This is a genomic window from Thalassospira xiamenensis M-5 = DSM 17429 (genome assembly GCF_000300235.2).
GTDB classification, from domain to species: Bacteria; Pseudomonadota; Alphaproteobacteria; order Rhodospirillales; family Thalassospiraceae; genus Thalassospira; species Thalassospira xiamenensis.
The window spans coordinates 755,531-781,367 of record NZ_CP004388.1 but is presented as its reverse complement, the minus strand read 5'-3'; the positions used below and the strand labels follow the sequence as shown (position 1 = coordinate 781,367).

Sequence of the window (25,837 nt, the reverse complement as noted above, 5' to 3'; positions counted from 1 at the left end):
ACACCCCCCATTTCTTCGGGCTTCGCATGGATAGGGACACCAAGATGGCATTGAAAGCCGCCGAAGATTTTGACGTTATGCTGCTTGCGGGTCTGACCTGGCACCGTGCTGGCAAAAACAGCTGGACGGCGTCCGACCGTTTCGCCGCCTATACGATCTCTCTCGAACCTGATGACCGCTGGTATGGTCAATGGGAACGTGACGGCGAAAAAACGGCGGCAGACTGGTCCTGTCCTACCCTTGAAACCTTTGCCGAATATATGGTCGACAACGCCCGTCGCCAGAATATCGACGGCATGGATTGAAGTTCGCCTCCCCTGTTGGCCGCGCTGCCATCAGAAGCGTCCCACGTGCACCCCCCGAAACTCGGATTAGATGATTAATCTACCTCCCCCCGCCGAGTTGTTGCACATATGACGGCCTGTCTCCCCCGGACAGGCCGTTTCTTTTAAGCCTACGCATTTCTGTCCTTGCGTTTGGCTTCATACCGCTTATGTGTGACCCATCCAGATATTCATAAGACAAGGCACAATTCATGAGCAACGGCATCCCGATGCAGATCGATATCGTCTCCGACGTTGTCTGCCCCTGGTGCATCATCGGCTACAAAAACCTTGAACAGGCGATTGAGCGTCTGGACGGTCAGGTCGACATCAAACTGCGCTGGCACCCGTTCGAACTGAACCCGGATATGGGTCCGGAAGGGCAGAACCTGTCAGAACATATCAAGGAAAAATACGGCCTTACCCCGGATCAAAGTGCGGAAAATCGCGACCGTATTTCGATGATGGGTGAAAATGTCGGCTTCGACATCCGCTTTAGCTCGGACAGCCGCATCTATAATACCTTTGATGCGCACCGGATGCTTTATTGGGCGGGCAAGGAAGGCAAACAGACCGAACTGAAACTGGCCCTGTTCCGCGCCTATTTCCAGGAAGGCGAAAATCCCGGCGATCACGGCGTGATCAAACGCGCCGCCGAGGAGGTTGGTCTGTCACCGGAAAAGGCAGACGAAATTCTTGGCAGCGACATGTTCGCCAAGGAAGTCCGCGCCGAAGAGGAAGAATTCCGCAATGCCGGTATTTCATCGGTTCCGACCTATGTCGTGAACGGCAAATACGCCATTTCCGGCGGCCATCCGCCCGAAGTTTTCGAACAGGCATTGTCCGAAATCGCCCGTCAGGTCGAGGTTGCCGACGACGAAGTCATTTTTGAAGACTGATACCGTCATCGGATATGATCATCCAAAGCCCCGGTTGCCTTTCGCGCCGGGGCTTTTGCATTCTCGACAGAACTACAACCGGGGCGTACAGTTTTCATGCCGCCACCACGGCATGTTTGCCACCATGTTTGACAAAGGATCGCCCCATGATCGACTTTGCCGATATCGCCCCCTATTTGCCGGGAATATTTCTTGCCTATGCCGCCCTTCTGATGGGCTTGATCAGCCCCGGCCCTGCCTTGTTGGGTCTGATGGGTGTCTCGCTTGAACGCGGTCGCCGTGCCGGTCATTGCTTTGCCATCGGGATCGGAACAGGTTCGCTTTGCATCGGCATTCTGACCCTGACGGGTCTTTCTGCCCTTCTGGCAAGCTGGGCTGATGCCATGACCATCATTCGCATTGCCGGCGGGATTTATCTTTTATGGATGGCTTTCAAGGCATTTCGTTCCGCTTTCCGGCCCACCCAACCGGCTGGCGATGCCATTGCGCGCGATGATAAAACCATCTCGCCGGTCGGGTATTTCAGTCGTGGGCTGAGCCTTCACCTGACAAATCCCAAGGCAATCCTGACATGGATTGCCATCATCTCCATCGGCTTTGCCGATGGCACGCCACTTTGGGTAGGATGGGTGATCGTGATTGGCTGTGGCACGATTTCAACACTTGTGCATTTCGCCTATGCCACCGCCTTTTCGACCGCACCGGCGATTTCGCTGTATCGTCGCGCGGCGCGCTGGATCAATGGTTTGCTGGGTGTGTTCTTTGCCGCGGTTGGTATTCGCCTGCTTGCCGGGCGTTGAATCGCGCGACACGAACTCTAGTCATCCCCGCCGGTATCAAGCAATGACCGGCGGGTGACACCGCTTTTCTGATCCATCCAGCCGCCAAGCACCGTCAACCAGACAGCTATCAGGGGCAGCAGCGCGATATTCTGGTCCATCACCCATAATGTCCCGCTGGACAGTACACACCACACCAACGGCACAGGCAACAGGACCCAGCGCCACGACCCGCGCGCCAGCAGGATAAAGCCAAGCGTCCCGATTACCGTCGGATCGGCGGCACTGCCAAACAGTTCCGCCTGTATCAGGTCGCGCCCTTCGATCAGACCGACAAAGGGATAGACGAAAATCGCAATCACGATCATCACCACCCCGGCAATGCTGGAAAAATCACCGCGCCAGCCAAATCGCAACGGCATCCGGCGCGCGGCAAACATCACCATCAACAATGCCTCTGTGATAAATGCCGGAATGAAATAAGGGATTATCCAGTTGATCGGCTGGTAATAATACCAAAGGAAGCCCGCAGTCACCCAGCCCCAGATCATCGCCAACAGTACAAGCGCCACCCGGTTGCCGCGATTGCCGTGCCGGATGGAAAGGCCAAAGGTGATGATCCCTGCTACCAATGCGGCGGTAACCGCAAGCCACCATGTGGTATTCAGCGTTTCAAACAGCCGGTAATAAACGCGCGGCGAAAACAGCAGAAAATCTGCCAGACTGTAGCTCCACCACTCGCTCATCACAGAACCCCGATCACGGCAGCAATACGTTGGCGCATGTCATCATCGGGCATTGGGCCGGTGGCCGCCTGCATGTTTTCCATGGCGTGCATCGGCTGTGTCGTTGCCGGGATCGGACAGGTCACCGCCGGATGGGAAATCAGATACTTCAGGATCAACTGCGCCCAGCTTCGTACTTCGATCTCGGCGGCAAAGTCCGGCAGTTTTTCACCTTCAAGCCGATCAATCAGATGGCCGCCCTGAAACGGTCGGTTGACGATCACGGCAATCCCGCGTTCCAAGGCCAGCGGCAGCAGGTAATCCTCGACCTTGCGATCCACCGGGTTATAGGTGACCTGTACGAAATCAAGCGGCGCGTTTTTCATCACCGCGATCAGATCATCGGTACGCCTGCCATGCGACGTCGTCACGCCGACATAACGCAGTCGTCCTTCATCCTTCATATCGAACAGAAGCGGCAGATTGTCATTGATCCCCACCAGATTATGGACCTGCAACAGGTCAAACTTTTCGATGTTCCAGTAATCGGATGTTTCGGCGATCTGGTCTGCACCGTCATCCGATGTCCAGACCTTATCGGTTGAAAATACCCGATCACGCGCACCCAGTTTATCAAGCCCGTAACCGATCACATCCTGGGACGATCCATACATCGGCGAGCTGTCGATCATCCGTCCGCCTCCGTCAAAAAAGGCCTGCATGACATTGGCGCACTGGTCGCGCAAAACCGGATCATTGCCGACATTAAACGTGATCCAGCTTCCCAGACCGACCGCCGGGATCATTTCACCCGTTGACGGGATCGGCTTTTTGATCACATCAAGCACCGCACGATTATCAAGCGTTTGTGCCCAAAGCGGCTTGATCGCGCCAAAGCCCGCTGTTGCGCCAATTGCCGTCGCACCGCGCAGGAAATTCCGTCGCCCCAGTAAAAACATCGCAATCCCAACATTGTCGTTTCGAACCGGTCACAGGATAGAAGGTGGTCAGAATGTCATGTCTGCGCAACTGCAAGCTGTTGCACAAACTGGCAAAAAATTTACGCTTGACCTAAAGTACACTCCAGCAGCTAGCCTTTTGAAAGTTCCCCAAGCTGAAAGGTGACCGACATGATGATTGGTGAAGTCTCGGCCAAAAGCGGTTTGCCCATTCACACGCTGCGCTATTACGAAAAAATCGGTCTTGTGCCCAAACCATCCCGTGATGCGGGCGGTCGACGGTACTATGATCCGGAAATTCTCGATTGGCTGACTTTCATAAGCCGGCTTAAGGATCTTGGCATGCCGATCCGCGACCGGGTCCGGTTTGCCCGTCTGCGCAGCGAAGGCGAACAAACGGTTGGCGAACGGCGCGAACTTCTTGAAATCTATCGGACCGGGTTGGCCCAGAAAATCACCGAACTGACCGAAACCCTCGAAGTGCTTGATTACAAAATCGCCAATTACGACGAAATCGGCCGCAAGAAAACGGCCTGACCTCAAAAATACCTTACAGGAGCCCCTTATGGCTGAACATAAAAGCGCGCTCGACGCCGGGCGCGATGTTGTCGCACGTCTGAACCCGCCGCTTGAAGGCGCCTTGGCCGAAAAATACGATACCCTGGTGCCCGGATTTGCCGAAAGTCTTGTTGAATGGGCCTATGGCCGTCATTACGCCCGGCCCAACCTTGATCTGAAAACCCGTCAGCTCTGCACGATTTCCGCCCTGACGGTTCTGGGCGGGCAAACCGCACCGCAGCTTAAGGTCAATATCAAACATTCTCTTGCTGCCGGGGCGACACGCGAAGAAATCATCGAAGCGATCTGGCAGATGGCGGTTTATGGCGGTCTTCCCGCCGCGATCAACGGCCTGAATGCCGCACAGGAACTGTTTGACGAACTGGACGCCACCGCCAATTAAAGCAAAAAGGCACCGCAGGTCTCCCTGCGGTGCCTTTTCCAATTCAAATCCGACGGATCAAACGCGCTTCCAGCTCGTACCTTCCTTGAAGTCTTCAAGCAGGATACCACGCGCCAAAAGATCGTTTCTGATCTGATCGGCGGTGGCAAAGTCGCGGTTTTTCTTCGCTTCGGCACGCTGCTGGATCAGGCTGTCAATCTCGGCAGCTTCGTCTTCATCGGCAGAACCGGTGAACCAGGCTTCCGGATCATTTTCCAGAATCCCCAGCAAAGTTGCCGCCGCCAGAACACGGCCCTTGGCTTCGGCCTTATCGTATTTCTTCGTCGCCTTGTTAAGTTCGGTCACCAGTTCATGGAACTCCGAAATCGCAAGCGGCGTATTAAGATCATCACACAGCGCATTCAGAACAGATTCCGGCACCGGGGTGTTTTCCGGTTCGATATCGGTGGTCTGACGGAGGGCGGTATAGAACCGGTCCAGCGCCTCTTTGGCCTGACGCAGGTTTTCTTCGGTCCAGTTGATCGGCTGATGATAGTGGGTTCCCAGCATCGCCAGACGGATCGCCTCGCCCGGCCAGCTTTCGAGCAACTCATGCACGGTGACAAAGTTGCCAAGCGACTTGGACATCTTTTCACCTTCGACCATCAGATGGCCGTTATGCATCCAGTATTTGGCGTAACTAGAACCCTTGTTCGCGCAGCAGCTTTGCGCGATTTCGTTTTCATGGTGCGGGAAGACCAGATCCGATCCGCCGCCATGAATGTCGAAATTCTCGCCCAGATAGCGCGTCGACATGGCAGAGCACTCAATATGCCAGCCCGGACGTCCGCGGCCCCATGGGCTTTCCCAGCCCGGCGTCTCGTCATCTGACGGTTTCCAAAGCACAAAGTCCGCCGGGTCCTTTTTATAGGGGGCGACTTCAACCCGGGCACCGGCGATCATTTCCTTGCGGTCGCGACGCGACAGCTTGCCGTATTCTTCATACTGGCCAACGGAAAACAGCACGTGCCCTTCGGCGGCATAGGCAAAGCCCTGTTCGATCAGGCTTTCGCACATCGCGATCATTTCCGCGATATGTTCGGTCGCGCGCGGTTCGATATCGGGCTTGGCGGCATTAAGCGCGCCCATATCATCCAGATATGCCTGATGGGTACGTTTGGTGATTTCCGAAATCGGCTCGCCACTTTGGCGGGCACGTTCGTTGATCTTGTCATCAACGTCGGTCACGTTGCGCACATAGGTCACGTTTGGATAGATATGGCGCAATACACGCACCAGCGTATCAAACACCACAACAGGCCGTGCATTGCCGACATGGGCATAGTCGTAAACCGTCGGGCCGCAGACATAAAGCCGGACATGGTTGGCATCAATCGGCTCGAACACCTGCTTTTCGCGGCTTAAGGTGTCATAGATACGCAATGTGGTCTTGGTCATGTTTTCGGTCCATATGGCTTGTGTTTTCGGTTTTGCGGGATATTTCCGGCGGTCAAAGCTGTTTGCTTTAGACCGCCTTTCCACAAAGCCGTTCACACGCCTTTTCACGTCCGATCAGAACCAGCATCGCCGACATTTCCGGGCCATGTTCACGCCCCGTCAACGCCTTGCGAAGCGGCATGAAAAGATCCTTGCCCTTGCGGCCGGTCGCATCCTTGATCGCACCGGTCCATGCTTTCCAGCTGGTTGTGTCAAGGTCGCCTTCGGGCATCAGATCGGCCGCCTGCTTTAAAAATTCCGCATCGGCGTCGTCAATCTGCGGGATGACCTGTTTGGTGATCACATCCCACCATTCAACCGCTTCTGCCACGCGCCAGCAATTTCCGCGCACCGCATTCCAGAATTCTTCGGGTGCGTCGCCCAGGCCAAGGGCCTCAAGCTTTGGCTTTGCCGTTTCAAACGACATGTCATGAATGACTTTTTCGTTCAGGCTGGCAAGTTCTGCCGGATCAAATTTCGGGGTCGAACGGCCATAATGCGACAGATCGAATTTGCCCAGAACCTCGGTCAAGGTCGCAGGTTCGATCTTGTCCGATGCACCAAGCCCGGTCAGAAGCCCGACAAGTGATGCGACCTCGAACCCGTCATTGCGCAATTCACGCAGCGAAAGGCTGCCCAGACGTTTCGACAGCTGCGAACCACCCGGCCCCGCCAGAAGCGGCATATGGGCAAATTCAAGCGCACCGGGCTTACCACCCATCGCCATATAAAGCAGGATCTGTGACACCGTATTGGTCACATGGTCCTCGCCGCGGATGATATGGGTAACACCCATTTCAAGATCATCAACGACCGAACCCAGCATATACAGCAACGATCCGTCTTCGCGGATCAGAACCGGATCGGACACATGTTCGGTATCAAACGTGCAAATCCCGCGCGTCAGGTCATCCCATTCAACCACGCCATCGGTCAGAAGGAAGCGCCAGTGCGGTTTGCGCCCTTCCGCCTCCAGATGGGCGATTTCATCATCCGAAAGCGTCAATGCCTTGCGGTCATAGATGAACGGCTGATGACGCTGGCGTGCGGCTTTGCGTTTCCAGTTCAGTTCGCCTTCGGTTTCATAGCATGGATAAAGCATGTTGCGCGATTTCAGGTCGTCAATCGCCGCGTCATATTTATCCTGACGCAGGCTTTGACGTTCTTCGCGGTCCCAGTCAATGCCAAGCCATTTCAGGTCTTCACGGATCGCATCGACATATTCGTCTTTGGAACGGACCGGATCGGTATCGTCAAAGCGCAGGATGAACTCGCCGCCATGTTTACGGGCATAAAGCCAGTTCATCATGGCAACACGGGCATTGCCGACGTGAAGAAGCCCGGTCGGGCTGGGTGCAAATCGCAGGACAGGTTTTGTCATTTCAAACTTTTTTCAGGTCACTAAATTCGTGAAACCGTTGGTAATCGGATAGCGGCGGTCGCGGCCAAAGGCACGCGGAGTAATCTTGACCCCGGGTGGTGCCTGTCGGCGTTTATATTCCGCCCGGTCCAGCAACCGCCAGACCCGGCGCACCGTGGCCTCGTCATGGCCGCTTTCGACAATCTCGGAAACAGACCGTTCGCCTTCAATCATCTGATGAAGGATATCATCAAGAACGTCATAAGGCGGCAGGCTATCTTCGTCTTTCTGATCCGGGCGCAGTTCGGCCGATGGCGGCTTGGTAATGATCCGTTCCGGGATCACAATGCCGTCCGGACCAAGCGCGCCCGCCGGATGATGGGCATTACGCCAATGGCAAAGCGCAAACACAGTCGTTTTGTAAAGGTCCTTCAAAACCGAATAGCCACCGCACATGTCACCATACAGCGTGGCATAGCCAACGGACATTTCCGACTTGTTGCCCGTCGTCAGCACCATATCGCCGAACTTGTTTGAAAGCCCCATCAGGATGATCCCGCGCGAACGGGCCTGAATGTTTTCTTCGGTAATATCCGGGTCCCGGCCTTCGAATGCCGGGGCAAGCATCTGTTCGAATGCTTCCATGGCAGGCCCGATATTGATGCTTTCAATCCCGGTTTTCAGCATCCCGGCGCATTGTTCGGCATCCTCAAGGCTTTCGCGCGATGTATAGGGTGACGGCATCATCACCAGCCGCACCCGATCTGATCCCAGCGCATCAACGGCAATGGCGGCCGAAAGCGCGCTATCGATCCCGCCCGACATGCCGATCACAACACCGGGGAACCGGTTTTTGTTCACATAATCCCGAAGCCCCAGAACCAATGTCTGGTATACTGCATCAAGCCCGCTTGGATAATCGGCCTTTGGTGCATTTTCATCGCACCGCCAGCTACCATCTTCACCACGCAACCAGGTGCTGGTGGCGACATCCTCGGCAAAGCCCGGCAGGGCCACGGCCAATGATCCATCACCGTTAAGACCAAATGAACCGCCATCAAACACCAGTTCGTCCTGACCACCGACTTCGTTGCAGTAAATCATCGGAACGCCGGTTTCACGGACCCGATCCGCAATCAGATTACGGCGCAGATCGCCCTTGTCGGCCTCGAACGGTGATCCGTTCGGCACCAGGAAAATTTCCGCCCCACGATCTCGCAGATGGGCAACAACCTTTGGCGTCCAGACGTCCTCGCAGATTGGCACACCAAGTGTTACCCCCCGGAATGACACGACGTCGGGCATCGGTCCGGCGCTGAACACGCGTTTTTCATCAAACACGCCATAATTCGGCAGGTCGTTTTTTGCCCGCACCGTTTCGATCTTGCCCTGATCGATCAGAAGAACCGCGTTAAAGCGTTCCCCGTCAATATCCCACGGTGTCGTTAACAACAAGGCCGGGCCGTTTTTGCGCGACCTGGTGCGTTCGCAGATATCTTCGACCGCATGACGCAGATGGCGCATGAAGGCAGGCTTCATCACCAGATCCTCGGGCGGATAGCCCGACAGAACCAGTTCGGAATAAAGGACAATATCCGCGCCCTGATCGGCCGCAGTTTCCCAGGCAGCCACAACTTTCTCGGCATTCCCGGCAACGTCGCCGACAATGGGGTTAAGCTGGGCAATCGCGATGGCAAGCATATTTGTCATGATGTTGGAATAGGAGGCGTCCGGTTTGGTGTCAATTGCCGAATGCGCGATAGCAGCACTGCATCGGCAACAATGCCGTATTTTTGCACTGTCACCGCAACTTCATTCACCGTCACTTGATAATCGCTTGCAATACGTTCGCAAAGTGGCTTTATTGCGCCAGCCGAAAAATCGGCACCAAAAACAATAATTTGAGACGAGCAAACAAATGACGAAAAACCAAAACACGGCGGCAGAATTGCCGGTCGTGACAATATCCCATATTCCGGGCCGTGAAATCAGCGAAAATCTGGGCATCGTATTTGGCAGTTCGGTTCGCAGCCGAAGCTTCCTGTTTGATATTTTTGCCTTTTTCAAAAACCTGTTTGGCGGCGAAGTGCGTTCTTATACCCGCCTTCTAGAACAGGCCCAGACCGAGGCCCTCGAACGCCTGGTCAAACAGGCCGGTGTGATGGATGCCGATGCGGTTGTTGATGTGCATTTTTCCACATCGCAGGTCGCATACAAGGCGGCTGAAATCTTTGCCTATGGCACGGCTGTTCGCCTGAAATAATCCCCGGAGTCTTTTCCAATGCAGGAACTATTTGTTCCGGGGATCATGCTAATGATCCTGATCGGGATCGCCTTTGTGACAGGCCGTCTGGCTGAAGCCGCCCACGAACGCGCCCTGCGCCGTGACGAGCAACTTTTGCCAAATCAGCACCTGAGCACCGAGGACCATGCCCCCGAAGACATCGTTCTGCGTTATAGCAGAATGGTCACCGGCAAGGTTGTGATCGGCGAAGACCGGTTCCGCAATCTGCTTGCGCGTCTGCGCATTTTCGTTGGCGGCCGACTGGGGGCACACGAAGCCACCATCACGCGTGCCAAACGCGAAGCCATGCTGCGCATGCGGACCGACGCCAAGGGTGCATCCCACATTACCGGCATCCGCATGACCACCGCCCAGCTTGGCCGCGGCATGGTTGAAATGATGGTTTCGGGCACGGCCCTTTATACCGACAAACGCCCCAGCGGCGGCTTTCCGTCTGCCCTGCCTGATGATGGCATCAATATCAGCCATAAAAACCTGCTGGTTGAATTTACATCGGCAAGTGCGGCGTTTCTGTTTATCTGCTGGGGCATTTACGCTGCCAGCGGTTTTGCTGTCGAATGGGCAACCCGCCAGATTTCGATCAAGGATGAAATCGCCATCTGGTCCGAGCTTGAAGGCGACTACATCACCGAACGCCGCAGCGATGATCAACGCAGCCTGCCGGAACGCTATATCCTTGATCTGATCAACTCGATCCCGAAATCAGCCCTTGGCCCGGCTGCGGCCTATGATTTCGAAGTTGTCATTATCCCCGATGACACGCCAAATGCCGCCGCCCTGCCCGGTGGGCTGATCCTTGTGCATACCGGCATGCTTGAACTGGTCGATACCGAAAACGAACTATTATCCATCCTTGGTCATGAAATCGGCCATTATAATGGCCGTGATCATCTTGAAGGGCTAGGGCGGCAGGCGGTTGGCGTTGCCCTGTCGGCGATGATGTTCCAGGCCGATGCGGTTCTGACCACCTGGATCGCTGGTTGGCCGAAAATGCTGGCCGACCTGGATTATTCCCGATCCCAGGAACTTGATGCCGATAAATGGGGACTCGATATCGTCATGGCGAAATATGGCCATGCCACCGATGTCGCAACCACCTTTGCCAAGCTTGCAATGATGCAGGAGGATGAGAGCATGCTTGATTATCTCGGCACGCACCCTCATCCAATGGATCGCGTACGACGCCTTAATAAAATGGTCGCGGACCGCAATCTGCCGCTTGGTGAACCGATACCGCTACAGACAGCTTTCGAACGCTATGTCGATGCCCTCGAAGCGCAATCAGCAATCTACGACGAATACGAAGCTCCGGAAGGATCAGAATAATGCGTCTCTTTTTATCCCCGTTCCGCTTTCTTAGCGTCAGCGGCAAACCCAATATCGAATTCTGGTTCACCCAGTGCATCATTCTGGCATCAACGGTTCTTGGTGTGTATCTGGCAAGCTTTGCCGGCTTCCGGATTGCGGTTGATTTCGACCGTTATCAAAGTCTGTCGGATGTCAGCTATCTGGAAAAATCGCTTGAGGCCGAGTTTGTCGACAATATCGAGCGTGTAGAACAATGGATCGCGGAATATCCCGAAGCCCCGATGAAATGGCACGCCCGCGAACTGACGCCAGAAGCGACGCATCGCCTTGACGATATGGTCTGGTCGACGATGCGTTATTCACCGCGTACGTTCGAGGTCCATCCGGAAATCATTACCGGCGTGCGTCGTTTCTATACCGGTATAGAAGCCCAGATGACCAGTCTGTTCCAGCAACAGTCAGCCAACGGCTATTCCCGTCGCGCCATTGAAAACATGAAACAGCAGGTCGCGGCTGCACGCAACGATATCCTGCCAAAACTGCGTGGCGAAATCGAAACGCTTGATGCAGAACTGGCCGAGATGATGGATTGATCGACCGATCCGACAATGCGAAGGCCGGGAAGCATAAAACACCCGGCCTTTTTTATGCGGAATTTTTACAGCGCCAGTGCAGCGTCAATTTCATCCTGGCTCATGGTTTTGGCCGACCCATGGATGATGCCACTTGCGACATCCATGAAACGCTGCAGGGACAATGTCACCGTACTGGCAGTTTCGCGTAAAAGGTCTTCATTACCCTCGGCAATCAGCGCATCAAGCTGCTCGTTGGCGCGAAACACGATTGCGTTCATATGCTCGATGGTTTCCTCGAACGGGCGTCGGAAACGAGCCGGCACATGATCATAGGCCTCAATCGCCAATTCCTTGTCGGAAAAGGCACTGTCACGGAAATGGTCCTGATAGCTTTTCGGCGCCCATTCCTTGCAGTCCTCAATCATGTCGGGCATGTCCGGAACCATTTCCAGAAGCATCACGATTTCATTGAAATGGTTCAGGTAATCGGTCGCAAGCAGCGTGGTCGAGGAAATGTTGGTTCCCTCCACTTTTTTCTGCCATGCGGCGAAATCCGCCTCATCCACCATGTTTCGTGCGACCCCTTCCCCAAAATCCCCGCGATATCGTGCCGCGATTGTCTATACTTAAGGATGTTGTGCCAATCAGTGTAGAGGCAAAATGCATACTCACTGTCAGAATTCACGAAACATCCTCCAGCCACGCATCCCTTAAAAATAGAAAAAACCACGAACTCAACTCTCAAAAAGACATGCCACCTATAAAAAAGGCGTCCGGTTTTCCCGAACGCCTTTTCGCATCAATTGTTCGATGTTCAATTATGCTGACGCTGCAAGCTGCTCCGCACGAACGCTGTCGCGTTCTTTTTTGATCATTTCGGCGATCAGGAAGGCAAGTTCAAGGGCCTGCCCGCCATTCAAACGCGGATCGCAATGGGTGTGGTAACGATCCGACAGGCTGTCGACCGTCACTTCACGTGCACCGCCAATGCATTCGGTCACATCCGTACCGGTCATTTCAAAATGAACGCCACCGGCATGGGTGCCTTCGGCCTTGTGCACATCAAAGAACGATTTGACTTCCGACAGGATCGCATCGAACGGACGGGTTTTATAACCGTTCGCCGCCTTGATCGTGTTGCCATGCATCGGATCGCAGGACCAGACAACCTTGCGGCCCTCTGCCTTGACCCGCTGCACCAGACGGGGCAGGTGATCTTCAACCTTGCCCGCTCCCATGCGCGCGATCAGAGTCAGACGACCGGCTTCGTTTTTCGGGTTCAACGCATCGATCAGACGGATCAGATCATCTTCTTCGGTGGTCGGTCCGCATTTCATGCCAATCGGGTTGTTCACACCACGCATGAATTCAACATGCGCCCCGTCAAGCTGACGGGTACGATCACCGATCCACAGCATATGCGCCGAACAGTCATACCAGTCACCGGTCAGGCTGTCCTGACGGGTCAGGGCCTGTTCGTAACCCAGCAAAAGCGCCTCGTGCGAGGTATAGAAATCCGTCTCGCGCATCTGCGGGGCGGTTTCGGCCGTGATGCCGCACGCCTGCATGAAGGCAACAGCTTCGTCAATCTGGGTTGTCATCTTGCGATATCGTTCGCCCGCGGGGCTGTTATCGACAAATGACAGGTTCCAACGGTGTATTTTGCTCAGGTCGGCAAACCCGCCCTGCGCGAAAGCACGCAAAAGGTTTAGCGTCGATGCCGACTGGTTATAGGCACGGATCTGGCGCTGCGGATCCGGAACACGGGCTTCGGATGTGAACTCGATGCCGTTGATATTGTCACCGCGATAGCTTGGCAGTTCGACGCCATCAATGGTTTCGGTATCCGCCGAGCGCGGCTTGGCAAACTGCCCCGCCATACGGCCAACCTTGACCACCGGGCATGCTGCGCCATAGGTCAGGACAACCGCCATCTGCAACATGACCTTAAAGGTGTCGCGAATGTTGTTCGGGTGAAATTCCTTAAAGCTCTCGGCACAGTCCCCGCCCTGCAGCAGGAATGCGTTGCCTTCGGCAACTTCACCAAGCTTTTCTTTCAATGCGCGCGCTTCGCCAGCAAATACCAAAGGAGGATAGCTGCCGAGCTCTTGCTCTACGGCCTTGACGGCCTGTGCATCCGGATATGTCGGCATCTGCTTCACAGGCAGTTTGCGCCAACTATCAATGCTCCAGCTCTTGCTCATTTGCTTCCTCTCAATCCGGCATGTCCATCATGCCGTTACTATACCATATAATCAGCGTCACAGCGGATTTCCGCCCGTATCGCCGGTGCTGTCAACCGGGCCAAACTTGATACGGGTTTTGCAACCGCATTTCCACCCCTTCCGTGCAATTCGCAAAGAAAAACCCGCAAATTTTTACCAATACCCACAAACAAAACGCAAAATTCCACCCCAATCCGCCATTCCAGATGGATTTGGGAGGATGCCCGTTCTCGTCGGGGCTCTGGAAATCTTGCGAATCCGGCTGTCCTTCATGCCATCAACGCCCTATCAGCACTTCCGGTTTTCGTATCTGTCCATCACAAACTTACCTCGCGTCCGTCGGCAAAAGGCCAGCAACTTTGGAAAGATAAAGGCCATGCCCGCAACCAACAGCAATAGTTTTGCCTTTCGCAAATCATTGATGGGTCCGCCTGGCCCGGCAATTCCAATACCGCGTCCGGTTTGGGGGCCATGGAAACCGACCGACAGCGTGGCCCCCTGCCAAAGTTCAGATAATCCGGTTCCGCCACCCCTGCCAACTTCCACATCCGAGATGCGGTTTGAGTGGCGGCTTGAAAAAGCCAGCAAGCAATACAAGCCCAGCCTGCCATCCATGGCACCGGGACCGTTTGATCCGCCGATCATGAATTGGCGCCTCTATGTCAGCCAGATTTTATAGGGATGTAACGCCATGTTTGTTCTTCTGGACACAAATGGAAATCTCTTACGCCCGACACCTGAAGCATCAACAGCTTACAATTCATACTGGTACCCGGGAACAGCCGGCACGTCGGGCGACTTCGATTTTGGATCCGGATGCGAGGCATGGTTTACCTGCCCTGCCTGCCAACGCAAAGTTGCCAATGCCTTTGCACAGGCAGATCACAATTTTCCCGACAGCCTATTAAAAGACATGTTTACCGGTGCAAATCAAAACAGATACCAACAGATTAGTAATCTGGCTGCGCAGCACAATAATAACCCTATGGCTGGCAACGGCTCCTGGGGCAACACATTGGGGGAAACGACCATCAGTCTCCCCGATTTCAGTTTTGTTCAATATTACGTCCTCGGTTACGGGGAGACCGACAAGACATTCTACGAAACATGGCGCAATGACGATGAAGACGATCCAATAGAAATATTGACCGCCACACGCGTCAATGGGCAAACACGGTTCAGGTTCAATGTGCCTGCCTTCCAGAACCCGATCACCCATTCTCTGGTCGATGTGGCCTGCGCCGACCACGATAATCTTTGCATGATCTGTTTGGCCTGCAATCAGGCAAAATCCAATGCACTTTATCCAGCCCACGAGCCTTTTACTCAAGAAGTGCGTCAACTACCCGGCGCAAACATTCGGCAGGCAAACGCAATGCCAACCAATCAGGGCGTAACCTATACCGTTCCCCCGGAAGGAGACTGCAACAACGCTCCCTCACCTTATCAGAATGACGATGATGTCGATATGCAAGACGAGGATACTTAGTCCTCGTAACCGCCTTGTAGATTCCGGCGTTAACCCCGGAACATCCTGAAAACCAGTATTAATCGATAAACTTATCAACTATTAGACAAGGGTATTCCAAGCAGGATCAACGGAACCCCTATGACAATAGAAACGGCAGTGATCATTGCCTGCGCCTATTTCATTGCCGCTTTTGTCAAAGGGGCAACCGGGCTTGGCTTTTCAACATCCGCCTTGCCGGTTCTCGCCCTTGGTATCGGGTTAAAAGCCGCGATGCCGCTGGTGATCATTCCATCACTGGTCAGCAACAGCATCGTCATGGCACAGGCCGGGCATTTTCACGAAACCGTCAAGCGGTTCTGGCCTATGTTCGTTGCCACCGTGCCAGGGCTTGTCATCGGGCTTGTGGTGCTTGATCTGGTCAACAGCCTGATGGCGGGGGCGGTTCTTGGCGTTGTTTTGATGGTTTACGGCGCATTGACGTTATGGCGGCCGGGGCGGCCAGTACCGGAAAAACTGCAAAAACCATTGGCCCCGGTGATGGGGTTCGCAACGGGGCTTGTCAATGGCATTACCGGATCACAGGTCATGCCGGTTCTGCCTTTCCTTCTGACCCTTCGTCTGGACCCGAAACGTTTCATACAGGCGATCAATATTTCCTTCAGCCTGTCGAGCATCGTTATGGCCATTGGCCTGTCAAAACTTGGCCTGATGACGCTTGAAACTGTCTGGATATCTCTTGCCGGGTTGATCCCGGTTTATCTGGGCACCAAGCTTGGCGGCATTGTCAGATCACGCATGGATGCGGAAAGTTTCCGCAGGCTGGTTCTGATCATGCTGGTGATCTTCGGGGTGATCCTGATCGGCAAATTCGCGCTGTTTCACCCTTAACGCTTGAGCACGCTGGTGCAATGCGCCTGCCTTTGCTATCCAGTCGTGATGAAAACCATCGCCCGCGCCGCATTTGCCGAAACCGAAGAAAAGAAATCGCGCTTCCTGGCCGAGCTGGTCCCTTATGACCATCTCGCGACGCGGCTTGCGGAATTGCGCGCGGCCCATCCCAAGGCCAATCATCATGTCACCGCCTATCGATACCTGAATGACGAAGACCAGTTGATCGAACATGGCAAGGATGATGGCGAACCATCGGGCACATCTGGCGTACCGTGCCTGAAGGTGCTTCAGGGGCGTGATCTGATCAATGTTGCGGTGATCGTCACGCGCTATTTTGGCGGGGTGAAGCTTGGCACCGGCGGATTGGTGCGCGCTTATAGCGGGGCGGCAAATGCAGTTTGCAGCGTCGCTGATTTCATCGATTATGTCCCACAGGGAGAGGCCGAACTGTTTGCCGGATTTTCCGACGCCGGAACGCTCGAACAGGCCTGCGCACAGGATGGGATCACGGTTCTGGACCGGCAGTTTAATAGCAACGGCACACATATCCGGATTTCAGGGCCAAAGGATCTGGTTGCCGAACTGGCCGACCGTTTCCCGATCAACCGTGATTAGAACAGGATATCAGCCCCGCCGCGCGGTGCTTTGACGATCCTGCAACTGGAAACCAAGATCGACAACCGGCTTTTCCGGCTCCTCCCCCTCCAGCCGCAAACGGATCATATCAACCGCCGTTTTGCCGATCCCGTAGCGGTTTGTGCGAATGCTGGTCAATGACGGACAGGCCGCTGCCATCATCTCAAGATCGTTGAAACCGATAATGCCAAGGTCTTCGGGCACACGCAGCCCGGCATGCTGGCAGCCAAACAGAACGCCCAGCGCCATATCATCGTTGTTGCAAAAAACCGCTTCAATATCCTGGCGCTTTGCACGCAACGTTGCGATCAGTTCTGCGCCCAGTGATGTGCTTGATGACCGGGTTGTTGTCATGAACAGCTCCGAATCATACCGGCCTGCTGATCGCAGTGCTTCGGCAAAGCCCTCCATGCGGCGGCGTGATCGCGGGTCCATGCGTGCACCGATGAAACCGATATTGCGATATCCGCGCTGCAACAGGTGATATCCGGCCGCGCGCCCGCCTTCGAAATGCGAGAATCCGACCATCATATCAATCGGATCGGGATCGACTTCCATGACCTGCACCACCGGACAATCGGCACTTTCCAGCAAGGCCCGCGCCGCCGGGGTCTGATCCCCACCCGCAACAATCAGGGCAGCCGGACGCTGCCCAAGGAAAATGCGGATCAGGCGTTCTTCTTCTGCCGCGACATAGCGCGAATTGCCAAGCTGCACCTGAAGCGGCCCCTGTTCGAGCTCGTCATAAATCGCGCGCAGCGTATCGGCAAACACGTTATTGGTCAGCGACGGCACGATCACGCCAACAATGTTGGACCGCGATGATGCCAGCGCACTGGCATGGGAATGGGGAACATAATCAAGCTTGCGAACGGCGGCATCGATGCGTTCGCGCAACGGGGCGGATACCTTGGCCGGATCACGCAAGGCCCGTGAAACGGTGATCGTACTGACCCCGGCCTTATCAGCCACATCAGCGATGGTCGGCCGCCCGGCCCCTCTGCGTTTTCTCATGTCTTCCTTCTCATGCCCTGTTCCTCATATCCGCGATCCCGGCGTTGCACAATATCTGTTGACTCGATGTTAGCGCTATCATTATGTTAGCGCTAACAAAGCAAGGCGGGCAAGACCCGCTCAAGAAAAGACGAAATAAAAGTGGCGGGAGGATTAGCCATCAAAGCCGAATTTGTCATCGTGATGGGTGTCAGCGGATCAGGCAAGACCGCGGTCGCAAAGGGCCTTGCCAGCATCATGAATGGTGTGTGGCTTGACGCGGACGATTATCATCCCCCGCAAAATGTCGAAAACATGCGCAATGGCATCCCGCTTGATGACGAGATGCGCTGGCCGTGGCTGGCATCACTTGGGGCGGCTGCCAAAGAAGTCGCGCATGGAATTGAGTCAAACCATGTATCGCCGAAAATCTTTATCGCCTGTTCGGCACTGAAACGGCGCTATCGCGATTTCCTGCGCGATCACATGGCACCCGTAACTTTTGTTTTTCTGGACGGTTCGCGCGAAGTGATCCGGTCCCGGCTGGATCGCCGGGTCGGCCATTTCATGCCGCCCGGATTGCTTGACAGTCAGTTGGCCGATCTCGAACCGCTGGGGCCGGACGAGACAAGCGTGACTGTTTCCATCGACGCCCCGATTGAAGCCGTGGTTTCGACCGCTGCTGCCCGTCTTGCAGCCGGCGAAATCGACAGTCCATCCACCAAAACGCATAACACCGCCGGAAAACCGGTAACCCAGGGAGAAGACAGATGACCCTATCGTTCAAGACACTCGCCGGAACCGCACTTGCCGCCAGCCTGATGATGGCATCACCGCTGATCGCAAATGCACAGGAATTCACCCTTAAAGTCCAGTCAAGCGATGCGGCTGGCGTGCCGAACTTTGTACTGGAGCAGGAATGGGCCGAGCGTGTCGGCAAAATGTCGGGCGGACGCATTGCGATTGAAATGCTGCCGGTTAACTCGGTTGTTGAACATGCCGAAACCCAGGACGCAATTGCTGCTGGCATCATTGACGGCCACATCACCGATACCAGCTATTTCACCGGTAAAGACCCGGCATTCGGCCTGATCGCCAATCCGGTAGGTGCATGGTCGGCACCGTCCGAAATGCTGCGTTTCGTTGAATATGGTGGCGGCAAGGAACTGATGAATGAACTGCTGCAACCCTATGGCCTGCATTTCATCGGGGCGGTGACACCGGGCCTTGAGGCATTCGTTTCGTCAAAACCGCTTGATGGCGTTGCCGATCTCAAGGGGCTGAAAATGCGCGCACCAGAAGGTATGGTGCAGGAAGTCTTTGCCGCGGCCGGTGCGTCGCCTGTGAACATTCCGCAGTCCGAAGTTTTCACATCCCTTGATAAAAAGGTGATTGATGCTGCGGATGCGACCGTGTTCTCGACCAACCAGGCAATGGGTCTGCATGACGTCGCCAAACATCCGGTCTATCCGGGCTTCCATTCCATGCCGATGCTTGAAGTTTCGGTCAACAAGGCGAAATGGGATTCCATGCCCGAAGACCTCCAGACCATTCTGGAAGTTTCGGTCCGTGATCTTGCGCGCGATATGGACGCACAGCTGGCCATGAAAGACATGGAAGCCGTTGCCAAGGCCCGTGCCGAAGGTGGGGTTACCATCCACAACTGGTCAGCCGAGGAACGCAACAAATTCCGTAAAATCGCAACCAGCCAGTGGGAAAAAGTCGCGGCACGTTCGGAAAATGCCCAGAAGGTTTATGATACACTCGTCAAATACCTGACCGAACAGGGCATGATCTGAGCCTGCCTTGATACATCCGTTTCCGGCGGTGCCCGCAAAGGCCCGCCGGAACGACCCGGTACAATCCGGCCAAGCCAGATAGAAGAGACGCTATCGGGTGATGCGGTCCTCCCCGTTGCCGGATTGTATTCTTTGTCGTGACAAGGAATGCTGAAAATGGCCCCGAGCGCAGAAAAAATGGCGCATAGCGAAATTCCCCCTGCCCTGGAACCGGATGGCGCATTAACCCCCGTACCAGAGGTTTCCGGCATTTTTGGCCGGATTGTCGACAAGATCAGCACGGTTTTCGCGCTGGGTTTCCTGTTGGCGATGGGTATCCTGATTTTCGAGATTTTCATGCGTCACGTTTTTAACAGCCCGACCCTTTGGGCGCATGAAACCACAACGTTTTTATCGGCCATCGGCTTTGTTTTTGCCGGGCTTTACTGTGCATCGCGCGACAAACATATCCGGGTTGTCATCATCTATGACATTGCCGGGCCAAAATTGCGTCGGGCACTTGATATCGGCATATCAATCGTCTGTGCCATTTCGTCGGGCTTTTTCGCCTGGGCGGGGTGGTTGATGGTGCAGCGTGCCGCCTTCAAACCCGATGGTAGCATCCATCTGGAAACCACCGGCAGCGCCTTTAACGCGCCTTATCCGGGATTACTGAAAATCTTCATGCTGTTGGTTCTGATCGCGTTAACGATCCAGTTTGTCGTTCTGGCGATCAATTATGTCCGCGCCAAACCTGATGATGTGCGCGCAAATTCCGGGGCGGCAAAAGACAATGACTGACCCGAACTCCTGCCCAAACTCGCCCATGCACAGCATGAAGACCGTTATATCCGGCGCAACAGGATAAATCCCGATGTTTGATTTGCAGTCCCTTGGCATTGAATATGGCACGCTTGCGATGTTCGTGCTGCTGCTTGGTTTTTTGATGACCGGCATGCCGCTGGCATTTGTGACCCTGCTGATTGCCTTGCTGTTTACCCTTGGCTGGTTCGGACCGATGGCGGTACCGCTGATCACAAGCAGGGTCTATTCGTTTGTGTCATCCTTTGTCTTTGTCTCGGTCCCGATGTTCGTGATGATGGCAGCAATCCTTGATCGATCCGGCATTGCCAAGGACCTGTTCGAAGCCATGCGCCTGTTTGGTGGCCGGCTTAAGGGCGGGGTTGCGGTCCAGACGATTTTTGTCGCCGTCATTCTGGCCGCCATGAGCGGCATCATCGGCGGCGAGATCGTGTTGCTGGGCTTGCTGGCACTGCCACAGATGCTCCGTCAGGGATATGACAAGAACCTGGCCATCGGGGTTGTCTGTGCTGGCGGGTCGCTGGGCACGATGGTGCCACCATCCATCGTTCTGATCATCTATGGCCTGACGGCGAATGTGTCGATTGGCGATCTGTTTACCGCGTCCTTCCTGCCGGGCTTCATGCTGGCGGGGTTCTATGTCGCCTATGTGCTGTTTCGAAGCTACACGGGGGATAATATCGCTCCGCCGCCGCGCACCGAAAAAATCCCGAACGAAGAAAAGATCCGCCTGCTCAAGGGCCTGATCCTGCCGTTCCTGGTCGTGATCTGTGTTTTGGGGTCGATCTATGGCGGAATTGCGTCGGTCACGGAAGCCTCGGCCGTCGGTGTTGCCGGGGTAGTTGCCTCGACGATTGTCCGGCGCGAATTTTCGCTTTCCATGCTCAAGGCCGCATCGCTTCAGACACTGTCGACATGCGGCATGATCGTCTGGATCGGGATTGGCGCATCGGCACTGGTCGGAGTATTCAACCTGATGGGCGGGATCAAGTTTGTATCCGTCCTGATTACCGGCATTTCCGATGACCCGATGATCATCATCCTGTTCATGATGCTGATCCTGTTCGTGCTGGGCATGTTCCTTGACTGGGTCGGGATCGCCCTTCTGACCATGCCGATCTTTGTTCCGATCATCAAACAGCTTGGCTTTGATCCAGTATGGTTCGGGGTGCTGTTTGCGATGAACATGCAGGTCAGCTTCCTGTCCCCGCCGTTTGGCCCTGCCGCGTTTTACCTGAAATCCGTGGCACCACCGGACATAACGCTTGGCACGATCTTCAAGGCACTGGTGCCATTCATCTGCCTGCAGGTGCTGGCCGTGGCCATTCTGATCATCTTCCCGGGAATTACAGGGCGATAGGATCATCCGGACCGATAGAGACCCAAAACGACAAAGGGGAAGCCATAACGGCTTCCCCTTTGCGTTCGCACCACCCCATCCTCGAGGGAGAGCTGTGGGAGACCAAATTCCCGCCAGAACGGGAATGACAGGGTGGCGCGGGTGCAAGGGTTGTGAACGGCCAGTCAGCCGTTACGATAAAGGTAACTATAGGCATTGATCGCCGGCACACCGCCAAGATGGGCGTACAGGACTTTGGCCCCCTTGGGGAAATAGCCCTTTTTGACCAGATCGATCATGCCCTGCATCGATTTGCCCTCGTAAACCGGGTCGGTCATCATGCCTTCCAGACGACCACACAGGCGAATTGCCTCGTTGGTTTCATCGGACGGCACGCCATAAGCCGGATAGGCATAATCTTCGATCAGGGTGATGTCGCGATCCGAAATACCGCCTTCAAGTTCGACCAGATCGGCGGTTTTCTGAGCAATCGCCAGAACCTGCGCGCGGGTCTGTTCGAGGGTACCCGACGCATCAATGCCAACCACCTTATCCGCACGGCCATCGGCGGCAAAACCGACAGCCATCCCGGCATGGGTGGAACCGGTCACGGTGCAGACCACGATATAATCGAATTTAAAGCCAAGCTCGGCTTCCTGGGCGCGGACTTCCTCGGCAAAGCCGACAAAACCAAGACCGCCATATTTATGCACCGATGCCCCGGCCGGGATCGGGTAAGGCACCCCGCCCTTGGCCTTCACATCCTCAAGGGCGGCTTCCCAGCTTTCGCGGATACCGATATCAAAGCCCTCATCGACCAGCTCGATCTCCGCCCCCATGACGCGGCTCATCAGAATGTTGCCGACCCGGTCATAAACCGCATCGTTAAACGGCACCCAGCTTTCCTGCACCAGACGGCATTTCATGCCGATCTTGGCGGCGATGGCCGCAACCTGCCTTGTGTGGTTGGATTGCACACCGCCGATGGTGACAAGGGTATCGGCCCCGGATTTGATCGCATCGGGGATGATATATTCCATCTTGCGGACCTTGTTGCCGCCAAAGGCCAGCCCGGAATTGCAATCCTCGCGCTTGGCATAAAGCTCGACATCGCCGCCAAGATGGGCGGAAAGACGCGGCAGGGCCTCAATCGGGGTCGGGCCAAAGGTCAGTTTGTATTTTTCAAATTTATCCAGGCGCATCGCGCACTCCCTGATTTGCAGAACGACATGGGAAACGAACCTCATGAAGGGGAAATGCTACCGCCAACCGCGTGAAAGGTGTTCTCGAACTTCGCACCAATTTTTCACGCGAAGCTTTCATCGTGCGTCAAAATATGCCTAGAATTTCGAAAATTTACAGAATTACGGAAGGTCCTTTCATGGCGCAGCATGCCAATCCCGCGAATGCCAGCCCGATAGACCGCATCGATCAAAAGATTTTGCGCCTGCTGCAAACTGACGGACGAATGGGCAATGCCGATATCGCCAAACGGGTCAATGTCAGCCCGGCCACCTGCCACCGCCGGATGCAACGCCTGTTCGAAGAAGGATATATCACCTCCATCCGCGCCCAGATCGCCCCGGACAAGGTGGATCGCGCCGCACTGGTGATGGTTGGCGTGGTACTGGACCGCTCAACCCCTGACAGCTTCGCCGCGTTCGAAACCGCGTGCCGGAAACTTCCGTTCATCCTTGATTGCCATCTGGTGGCGGGGGATTTCGATTACTTTCTGAAAATCCGGGTCCGCGACATGGCCGATTTCAATCACCTGCATGGCGATCAGCTGATTGCGCTTCCCGGTGTCCGACAAACGCGAACGTTTTTTGTGATGAAAGAGGTCGTCGACAATGCACCGCTGGCGTTTTGACCAAGAACAAGATCAACAGAGTTAGCGGTCGGACGGCAACGCTGTACGAATGGTGATGCGGCGATGGTGCGCTGCTCCCTGACGATCAAGCACGGTGATATCGTAAAAACCCGGTGCATCGGGCATCCAGTTTACGCTGCGTTTCCAAGGGTCGGAAACAAGCGGCACGCCATTGATGATCCAGATCAGAGGGCGCAGGCCGTTGCGGGCACGCAGCGGCACGCCGCGCTGCTGAATATCGCCGAGCAGGAAAACCGCATCCTCGGCAGGGGAAATGATATCAAGGCCGTTGGCACCCTGTTTTGTCGTGCCCTTCTGTTGACGCGAAAAGTCCTTAAGAAGGTCGGGCGGCGGTGCTTTCCAAAGGTTAAAGGCCGCTTTCCTGGCCGGTGGCAAAGGCGGACGAGGGAGTTTTTCAAACACGGAAAACAAAATGGGGGCGGCAGCGCCAAGGCCGGTTTGGCCCGGTATCGGTTGCCCGGATGCCTTCCCCACCCAAACGCCAACGGTATAATCCACGGCATAGCCAAATGCCCAAGCGTCGCGATAGCCATATGAGGTACCGGTTTTAAAGGCAATCGGCGGGGCATTGGTATTGTCCGACGATTGCCAACGATATCCCGCAGGACGCGGCGTATTTTGCAAAATACCCGTGATCCAGTTTTGAGTTCGAACTGAAAACATATCGCTGTCGGACAGGCACGGAACGGGCGCCCGATCACGCAGATATTGCAACGGACAGTTTTTACGATCCGCAGCCAGCGCCCGATAAAACCCGATCAGGTCTTCAAGGCGCACGCCAACCCCGCCAAGCGCCATGGCAAGATTGGGACTTTGCGCTTCACCGGGCAACCGCATTTCAAGGCCATTTCGGCGCAAGCTTTGCGCAAACCGGATCGGGCCATATCGTTCAAGCACCTTGACGGCCGGGATGTTAAGGCTAAATCGCAGGGCGTCAGCAATGCTGATCTGCCCATATTCGCCGTGATCGAAGTTGGTCGGGTGGTAACTGCCATCGGCAATTTCCCGATCCCAGATCATGGTCTGGGGATGGGTCTGGTGATCATCAAATGACAGGGCGTAGATGAACGGCTTTAACGTTGATCCGGGGGAACGGATGGCACGCGTCATATCGACGAACCCGTGACTGGCCCGATCCAGATAATCGCGAGCCCCCAGATGGGTACGGACCTTTGACGTGCTGTTTTCAATAACCATAATGGCCACAGAACGTTCGGGGGCTTGATCCCCACCTTGAAATTCAACAAGCTTTTGAAGGTCAGCCTGAAGGGCCGGATCAATCGTCGTGACGATACGGGTCTGATCGCGATTGGTTGCGACCAACCGTTCGGCAAGATGCGGGGCAAGCATCGGCAACGGATATTGCGCAACGGGCAAAGGTTCCGCCAAAGCTTCGATATAATCGGCCCGGGAAATGGCATTCGTTAAATATAGCCGATCCAGCACCTTGTCACGGGCAGCACGCGCCGTTTCGGGAAAACGATCCGGGCGCAGACGGCCGGGCGATTGCGGCAGCACGGTAAGCAAGGCCGCCTCGGCAATTGTCAGGTGATCGGGTTCTTTGCGGAAATAGACATGGGTGGCACTTCGAATACCTTCGACACGCCCGCCAAACGGAGCCAGCGTGACATACATATCAAGGATTTCCGTTTTGGAATAATGGGCTTCGAGTTGGATGGCGCGCAGCATTTCGACGATTTTTGATAGGATCGTGCGATCACGCGGCTCCAGAAGGCGGGCAACCTGCATCGTCAGTGTTGATCCGCCCGACACGACATGCCCTGCCCGCACCCATTGCCCGACGGCGCGGATAAGGGCCAGCGGATCAACGCCAAAGTGACTGTCAAAACGGCGGTCCTCATAGGATTTCAGAAACCGGATATATTTCGGATCAATTTCCGCAATCCGCGTTTCCAGCCGCAGCAATCCATCGGCGGTGCCAAAAACCCGCAACGGGCGGCCATTTTCACCTTCAACCACGGTTGAAAGATCATCCAACCGGGAAAGATTGGGCGGGAAAACCCGATCAAGCCCCCACAGACACGCCATTGCCAGCAGAAAACTGCCGACAATGATAGAAGCGCGTCCGGGTTTGGGCCATGTCAATGTCACGGCGGGTGT

The 25,837-nt window shown here is 55.2% G+C and carries 27 protein-coding genes; 17 read left to right on the top strand and 10 right to left on the bottom strand.

Annotated elements, in window-relative coordinates:
• The first annotated feature begins 44 nt into the window (after positions 1-44).
• The 3 genes from TH3_RS03540 (at position 45) to TH3_RS03530 (ending at position 2,022) form a co-directional block, all read left to right on the top strand.
• Complete coding sequence (locus TH3_RS03540; RefSeq protein WP_007091293.1) at positions 45-305, top strand: hypothetical protein; 261 nt, start codon at positions 45-47, stop codon at positions 303-305.
• Positions 306-535: 230 nt separating this feature from the next.
• Positions 536-1,222 (top strand): DsbA family oxidoreductase, encoded by a 687-nt coding sequence (locus TH3_RS03535; RefSeq protein WP_007091292.1) that lies wholly within the window; start codon positions 536-538, stop codon positions 1,220-1,222.
• 146 nt (positions 1,223-1,368) lie between these two features.
• On the top strand, positions 1,369-2,022 hold the full coding sequence (locus tag TH3_RS03530) for a LysE family translocator (protein WP_007091291.1): 654 nt from the start codon (positions 1,369-1,371) through the stop codon (positions 2,020-2,022).
• Between the two features lie 17 nt (positions 2,023-2,039).
• Here the strand turns inward: TH3_RS03530 and TH3_RS03525 are convergent, their stop codons facing one another.
• Both TH3_RS03525 and TH3_RS03520 read right to left on the bottom strand, forming a co-directional pair.
• A complete protein-coding gene (locus tag TH3_RS03525) occupies positions 2,040-2,747 on the bottom strand; it encodes a DUF6064 family protein (RefSeq protein ID WP_007091290.1) in 708 nt (235 codons plus the stop codon).
• Positions 2,747-3,685 carry an aldo/keto reductase gene (locus TH3_RS03520; RefSeq protein WP_007091289.1) on the bottom strand — a complete coding sequence of 313 codons (939 nt, stop codon included), beginning with the start codon at positions 3,683-3,685 and terminating at the stop codon, positions 2,747-2,749. Before TH3_RS03520 ends, TH3_RS03525 begins: the two co-directional genes overlap by 1 nt.
• Positions 3,686-3,856: 171 nt before the next feature.
• Between TH3_RS03520 and TH3_RS03515 the strand changes: the two genes are divergently transcribed.
• A complete protein-coding gene (locus TH3_RS03515; RefSeq protein WP_007091288.1) occupies positions 3,857-4,222 on the top strand; it encodes a MerR family transcriptional regulator in 366 nt (121 codons plus the stop codon).
• Between the two features lie 28 nt (positions 4,223-4,250).
• A complete protein-coding gene (locus tag TH3_RS03510) occupies positions 4,251-4,646 on the top strand; it encodes a carboxymuconolactone decarboxylase family protein (RefSeq protein WP_007091287.1) in 396 nt (131 codons plus the stop codon).
• Positions 4,647-4,703: 57 nt separating this feature from the next.
• Here the strand turns inward: TH3_RS03510 and cysS are convergent, their stop codons facing one another.
• From cysS to TH3_RS03495, 3 genes are all read right to left on the bottom strand, one after another.
• Complete coding sequence (cysS, locus tag TH3_RS03505; RefSeq protein WP_007091286.1) at positions 4,704-6,083, bottom strand: cysteine--tRNA ligase; 1,380 nt, start codon at positions 6,081-6,083, stop codon at positions 4,704-4,706.
• A 67-nt stretch (positions 6,084-6,150) separates the two neighbouring features.
• Complete coding sequence (locus TH3_RS03500) at positions 6,151-7,503, bottom strand: glutamate--tRNA ligase (protein ID WP_007091285.1); 1,353 nt, start codon at positions 7,501-7,503, stop codon at positions 6,151-6,153.
• A 12-nt stretch (positions 7,504-7,515) separates the two neighbouring features.
• Complete coding sequence (locus tag TH3_RS03495) at positions 7,516-9,192, bottom strand: NAD+ synthase (protein ID WP_007091284.1); 1,677 nt, start codon at positions 9,190-9,192, stop codon at positions 7,516-7,518.
• 208 nt (positions 9,193-9,400) lie between these two features.
• Here TH3_RS03495 and TH3_RS03490 point away from each other — a divergent pair, with 208 nt between their 5' ends.
• Genes TH3_RS03490 through TH3_RS03480 form a run of 3 tightly spaced genes read left to right on the top strand, consistent with a single transcriptional unit; the run spans position 9,401 to position 11,688 of the window.
• Entirely contained in the window at positions 9,401-9,745 is a 345-nt protein-coding gene (locus TH3_RS03490) for a YbjQ family protein (protein ID WP_007091283.1), read from the top strand.
• Between the two features lie 18 nt (positions 9,746-9,763).
• Positions 9,764-11,113, top strand: a complete 1,350-nt coding sequence (locus tag TH3_RS03485; protein WP_007091282.1) for a M48 family metalloprotease — start codon at positions 9,764-9,766, stop codon at positions 11,111-11,113.
• Positions 11,113-11,688, top strand: coding sequence for a hypothetical protein (locus TH3_RS03480; protein ID WP_007091281.1), 576 nt, complete (start codon positions 11,113-11,115; stop codon positions 11,686-11,688). Before TH3_RS03485 ends, TH3_RS03480 begins: the two co-directional genes overlap by 1 nt.
• 65 nt (positions 11,689-11,753) lie before the next feature.
• Here TH3_RS03480 and TH3_RS03475 read toward each other — a convergent pair whose 3' ends face one another.
• Together TH3_RS03475 and TH3_RS03470 are read right to left on the bottom strand one after the other, a co-directional pair.
• Positions 11,754-12,239, bottom strand: coding sequence for a hypothetical protein (locus TH3_RS03475; protein WP_007091280.1), 486 nt, complete (start codon positions 12,237-12,239; stop codon positions 11,754-11,756).
• Positions 12,240-12,488: 249 nt separating this feature from the next.
• Complete coding sequence (locus TH3_RS03470; protein WP_007091279.1) at positions 12,489-13,874, bottom strand: class II 3-deoxy-7-phosphoheptulonate synthase; 1,386 nt, start codon at positions 13,872-13,874, stop codon at positions 12,489-12,491.
• 118 nt (positions 13,875-13,992) lie between these two features.
• On the opposite strand from TH3_RS03470, the gene TH3_RS22780 reads away from it, so the two are divergent.
• The 4 genes from TH3_RS22780 to TH3_RS03450 all read left to right on the top strand — a co-directional run bounded on the left by TH3_RS22780 (position 13,993) and on the right by TH3_RS03450 (position 16,872).
• Positions 13,993-14,574, top strand: a complete 582-nt coding sequence (locus TH3_RS22780; protein ID WP_139192060.1) for a hypothetical protein — start codon at positions 13,993-13,995, stop codon at positions 14,572-14,574.
• 12 nt (positions 14,575-14,586) lie between these two features.
• The gene (locus TH3_RS03460; protein ID WP_007091277.1) at positions 14,587-15,384 is read left to right on the top strand and encodes a hypothetical protein; all 798 of its coding nucleotides are present in this window, start codon (positions 14,587-14,589) and stop codon (positions 15,382-15,384) included.
• 120 nt (positions 15,385-15,504) lie between these two features.
• Positions 15,505-16,254, top strand: coding sequence for a sulfite exporter TauE/SafE family protein (locus TH3_RS03455; RefSeq protein WP_007091276.1), 750 nt, complete (start codon positions 15,505-15,507; stop codon positions 16,252-16,254).
• Positions 16,255-16,302: 48 nt separating this feature from the next.
• A complete protein-coding gene (locus TH3_RS03450) occupies positions 16,303-16,872 on the top strand; it encodes an IMPACT family protein (protein ID WP_007091275.1) in 570 nt (189 codons plus the stop codon).
• Positions 16,873-16,881: 9 nt separating this feature from the next.
• Here TH3_RS03450 and gntR read toward each other — a convergent pair whose 3' ends face one another.
• Complete coding sequence (gene gntR, locus TH3_RS03445; protein WP_007091274.1) at positions 16,882-17,907, bottom strand: HTH-type transcriptional regulator GntR; 1,026 nt, start codon at positions 17,905-17,907, stop codon at positions 16,882-16,884.
• Between the two features lie 141 nt (positions 17,908-18,048).
• Between gntR and TH3_RS03440 the strand changes: the two genes are divergently transcribed.
• The 4 genes from TH3_RS03440 to TH3_RS03425 all read left to right on the top strand — a co-directional run bounded on the left by TH3_RS03440 (position 18,049) and on the right by TH3_RS03425 (position 21,846).
• Positions 18,049-18,660, top strand: coding sequence for a gluconokinase (locus TH3_RS03440; protein WP_007091273.1), 612 nt, complete (start codon positions 18,049-18,051; stop codon positions 18,658-18,660).
• Positions 18,657-19,685 carry a TRAP transporter substrate-binding protein gene (locus TH3_RS03435; protein WP_007091272.1) on the top strand — a complete coding sequence of 343 codons (1,029 nt, stop codon included), beginning with the start codon at positions 18,657-18,659 and terminating at the stop codon, positions 19,683-19,685. Before TH3_RS03440 ends, TH3_RS03435 begins: the two co-directional genes overlap by 4 nt.
• Positions 19,686-19,841: 156 nt before the next feature.
• Positions 19,842-20,465, top strand: coding sequence for a TRAP transporter small permease subunit (locus TH3_RS03430; RefSeq protein WP_007091271.1), 624 nt, complete (start codon positions 19,842-19,844; stop codon positions 20,463-20,465).
• 73 nt (positions 20,466-20,538) lie between these two features.
• Positions 20,539-21,846, top strand: coding sequence for a TRAP transporter large permease (locus TH3_RS03425; RefSeq protein ID WP_007091270.1), 1,308 nt, complete (start codon positions 20,539-20,541; stop codon positions 21,844-21,846).
• Positions 21,847-22,010: 164 nt separating this feature from the next.
• Here the strand turns inward: TH3_RS03425 and TH3_RS03420 are convergent, their stop codons facing one another.
• A complete protein-coding gene (locus TH3_RS03420; protein ID WP_007091269.1) occupies positions 22,011-23,027 on the bottom strand; it encodes a 1-aminocyclopropane-1-carboxylate deaminase in 1,017 nt (338 codons plus the stop codon).
• Between the two features lie 179 nt (positions 23,028-23,206).
• Between TH3_RS03420 and TH3_RS03415 the strand changes: the two genes are divergently transcribed.
• A complete protein-coding gene (locus TH3_RS03415; protein ID WP_007091268.1) occupies positions 23,207-23,695 on the top strand; it encodes an Lrp/AsnC family transcriptional regulator in 489 nt (162 codons plus the stop codon).
• Between the two features lie 21 nt (positions 23,696-23,716).
• Here TH3_RS03415 and pbpC read toward each other — a convergent pair whose 3' ends face one another.
• Positions 23,717-25,828 (bottom strand): penicillin-binding protein 1C, encoded by a 2,112-nt coding sequence (gene pbpC, locus TH3_RS03410; RefSeq protein WP_007091267.1) that lies wholly within the window; start codon positions 25,826-25,828, stop codon positions 23,717-23,719.
• Positions 25,829-25,837: the final 9 nt, after the last annotated feature.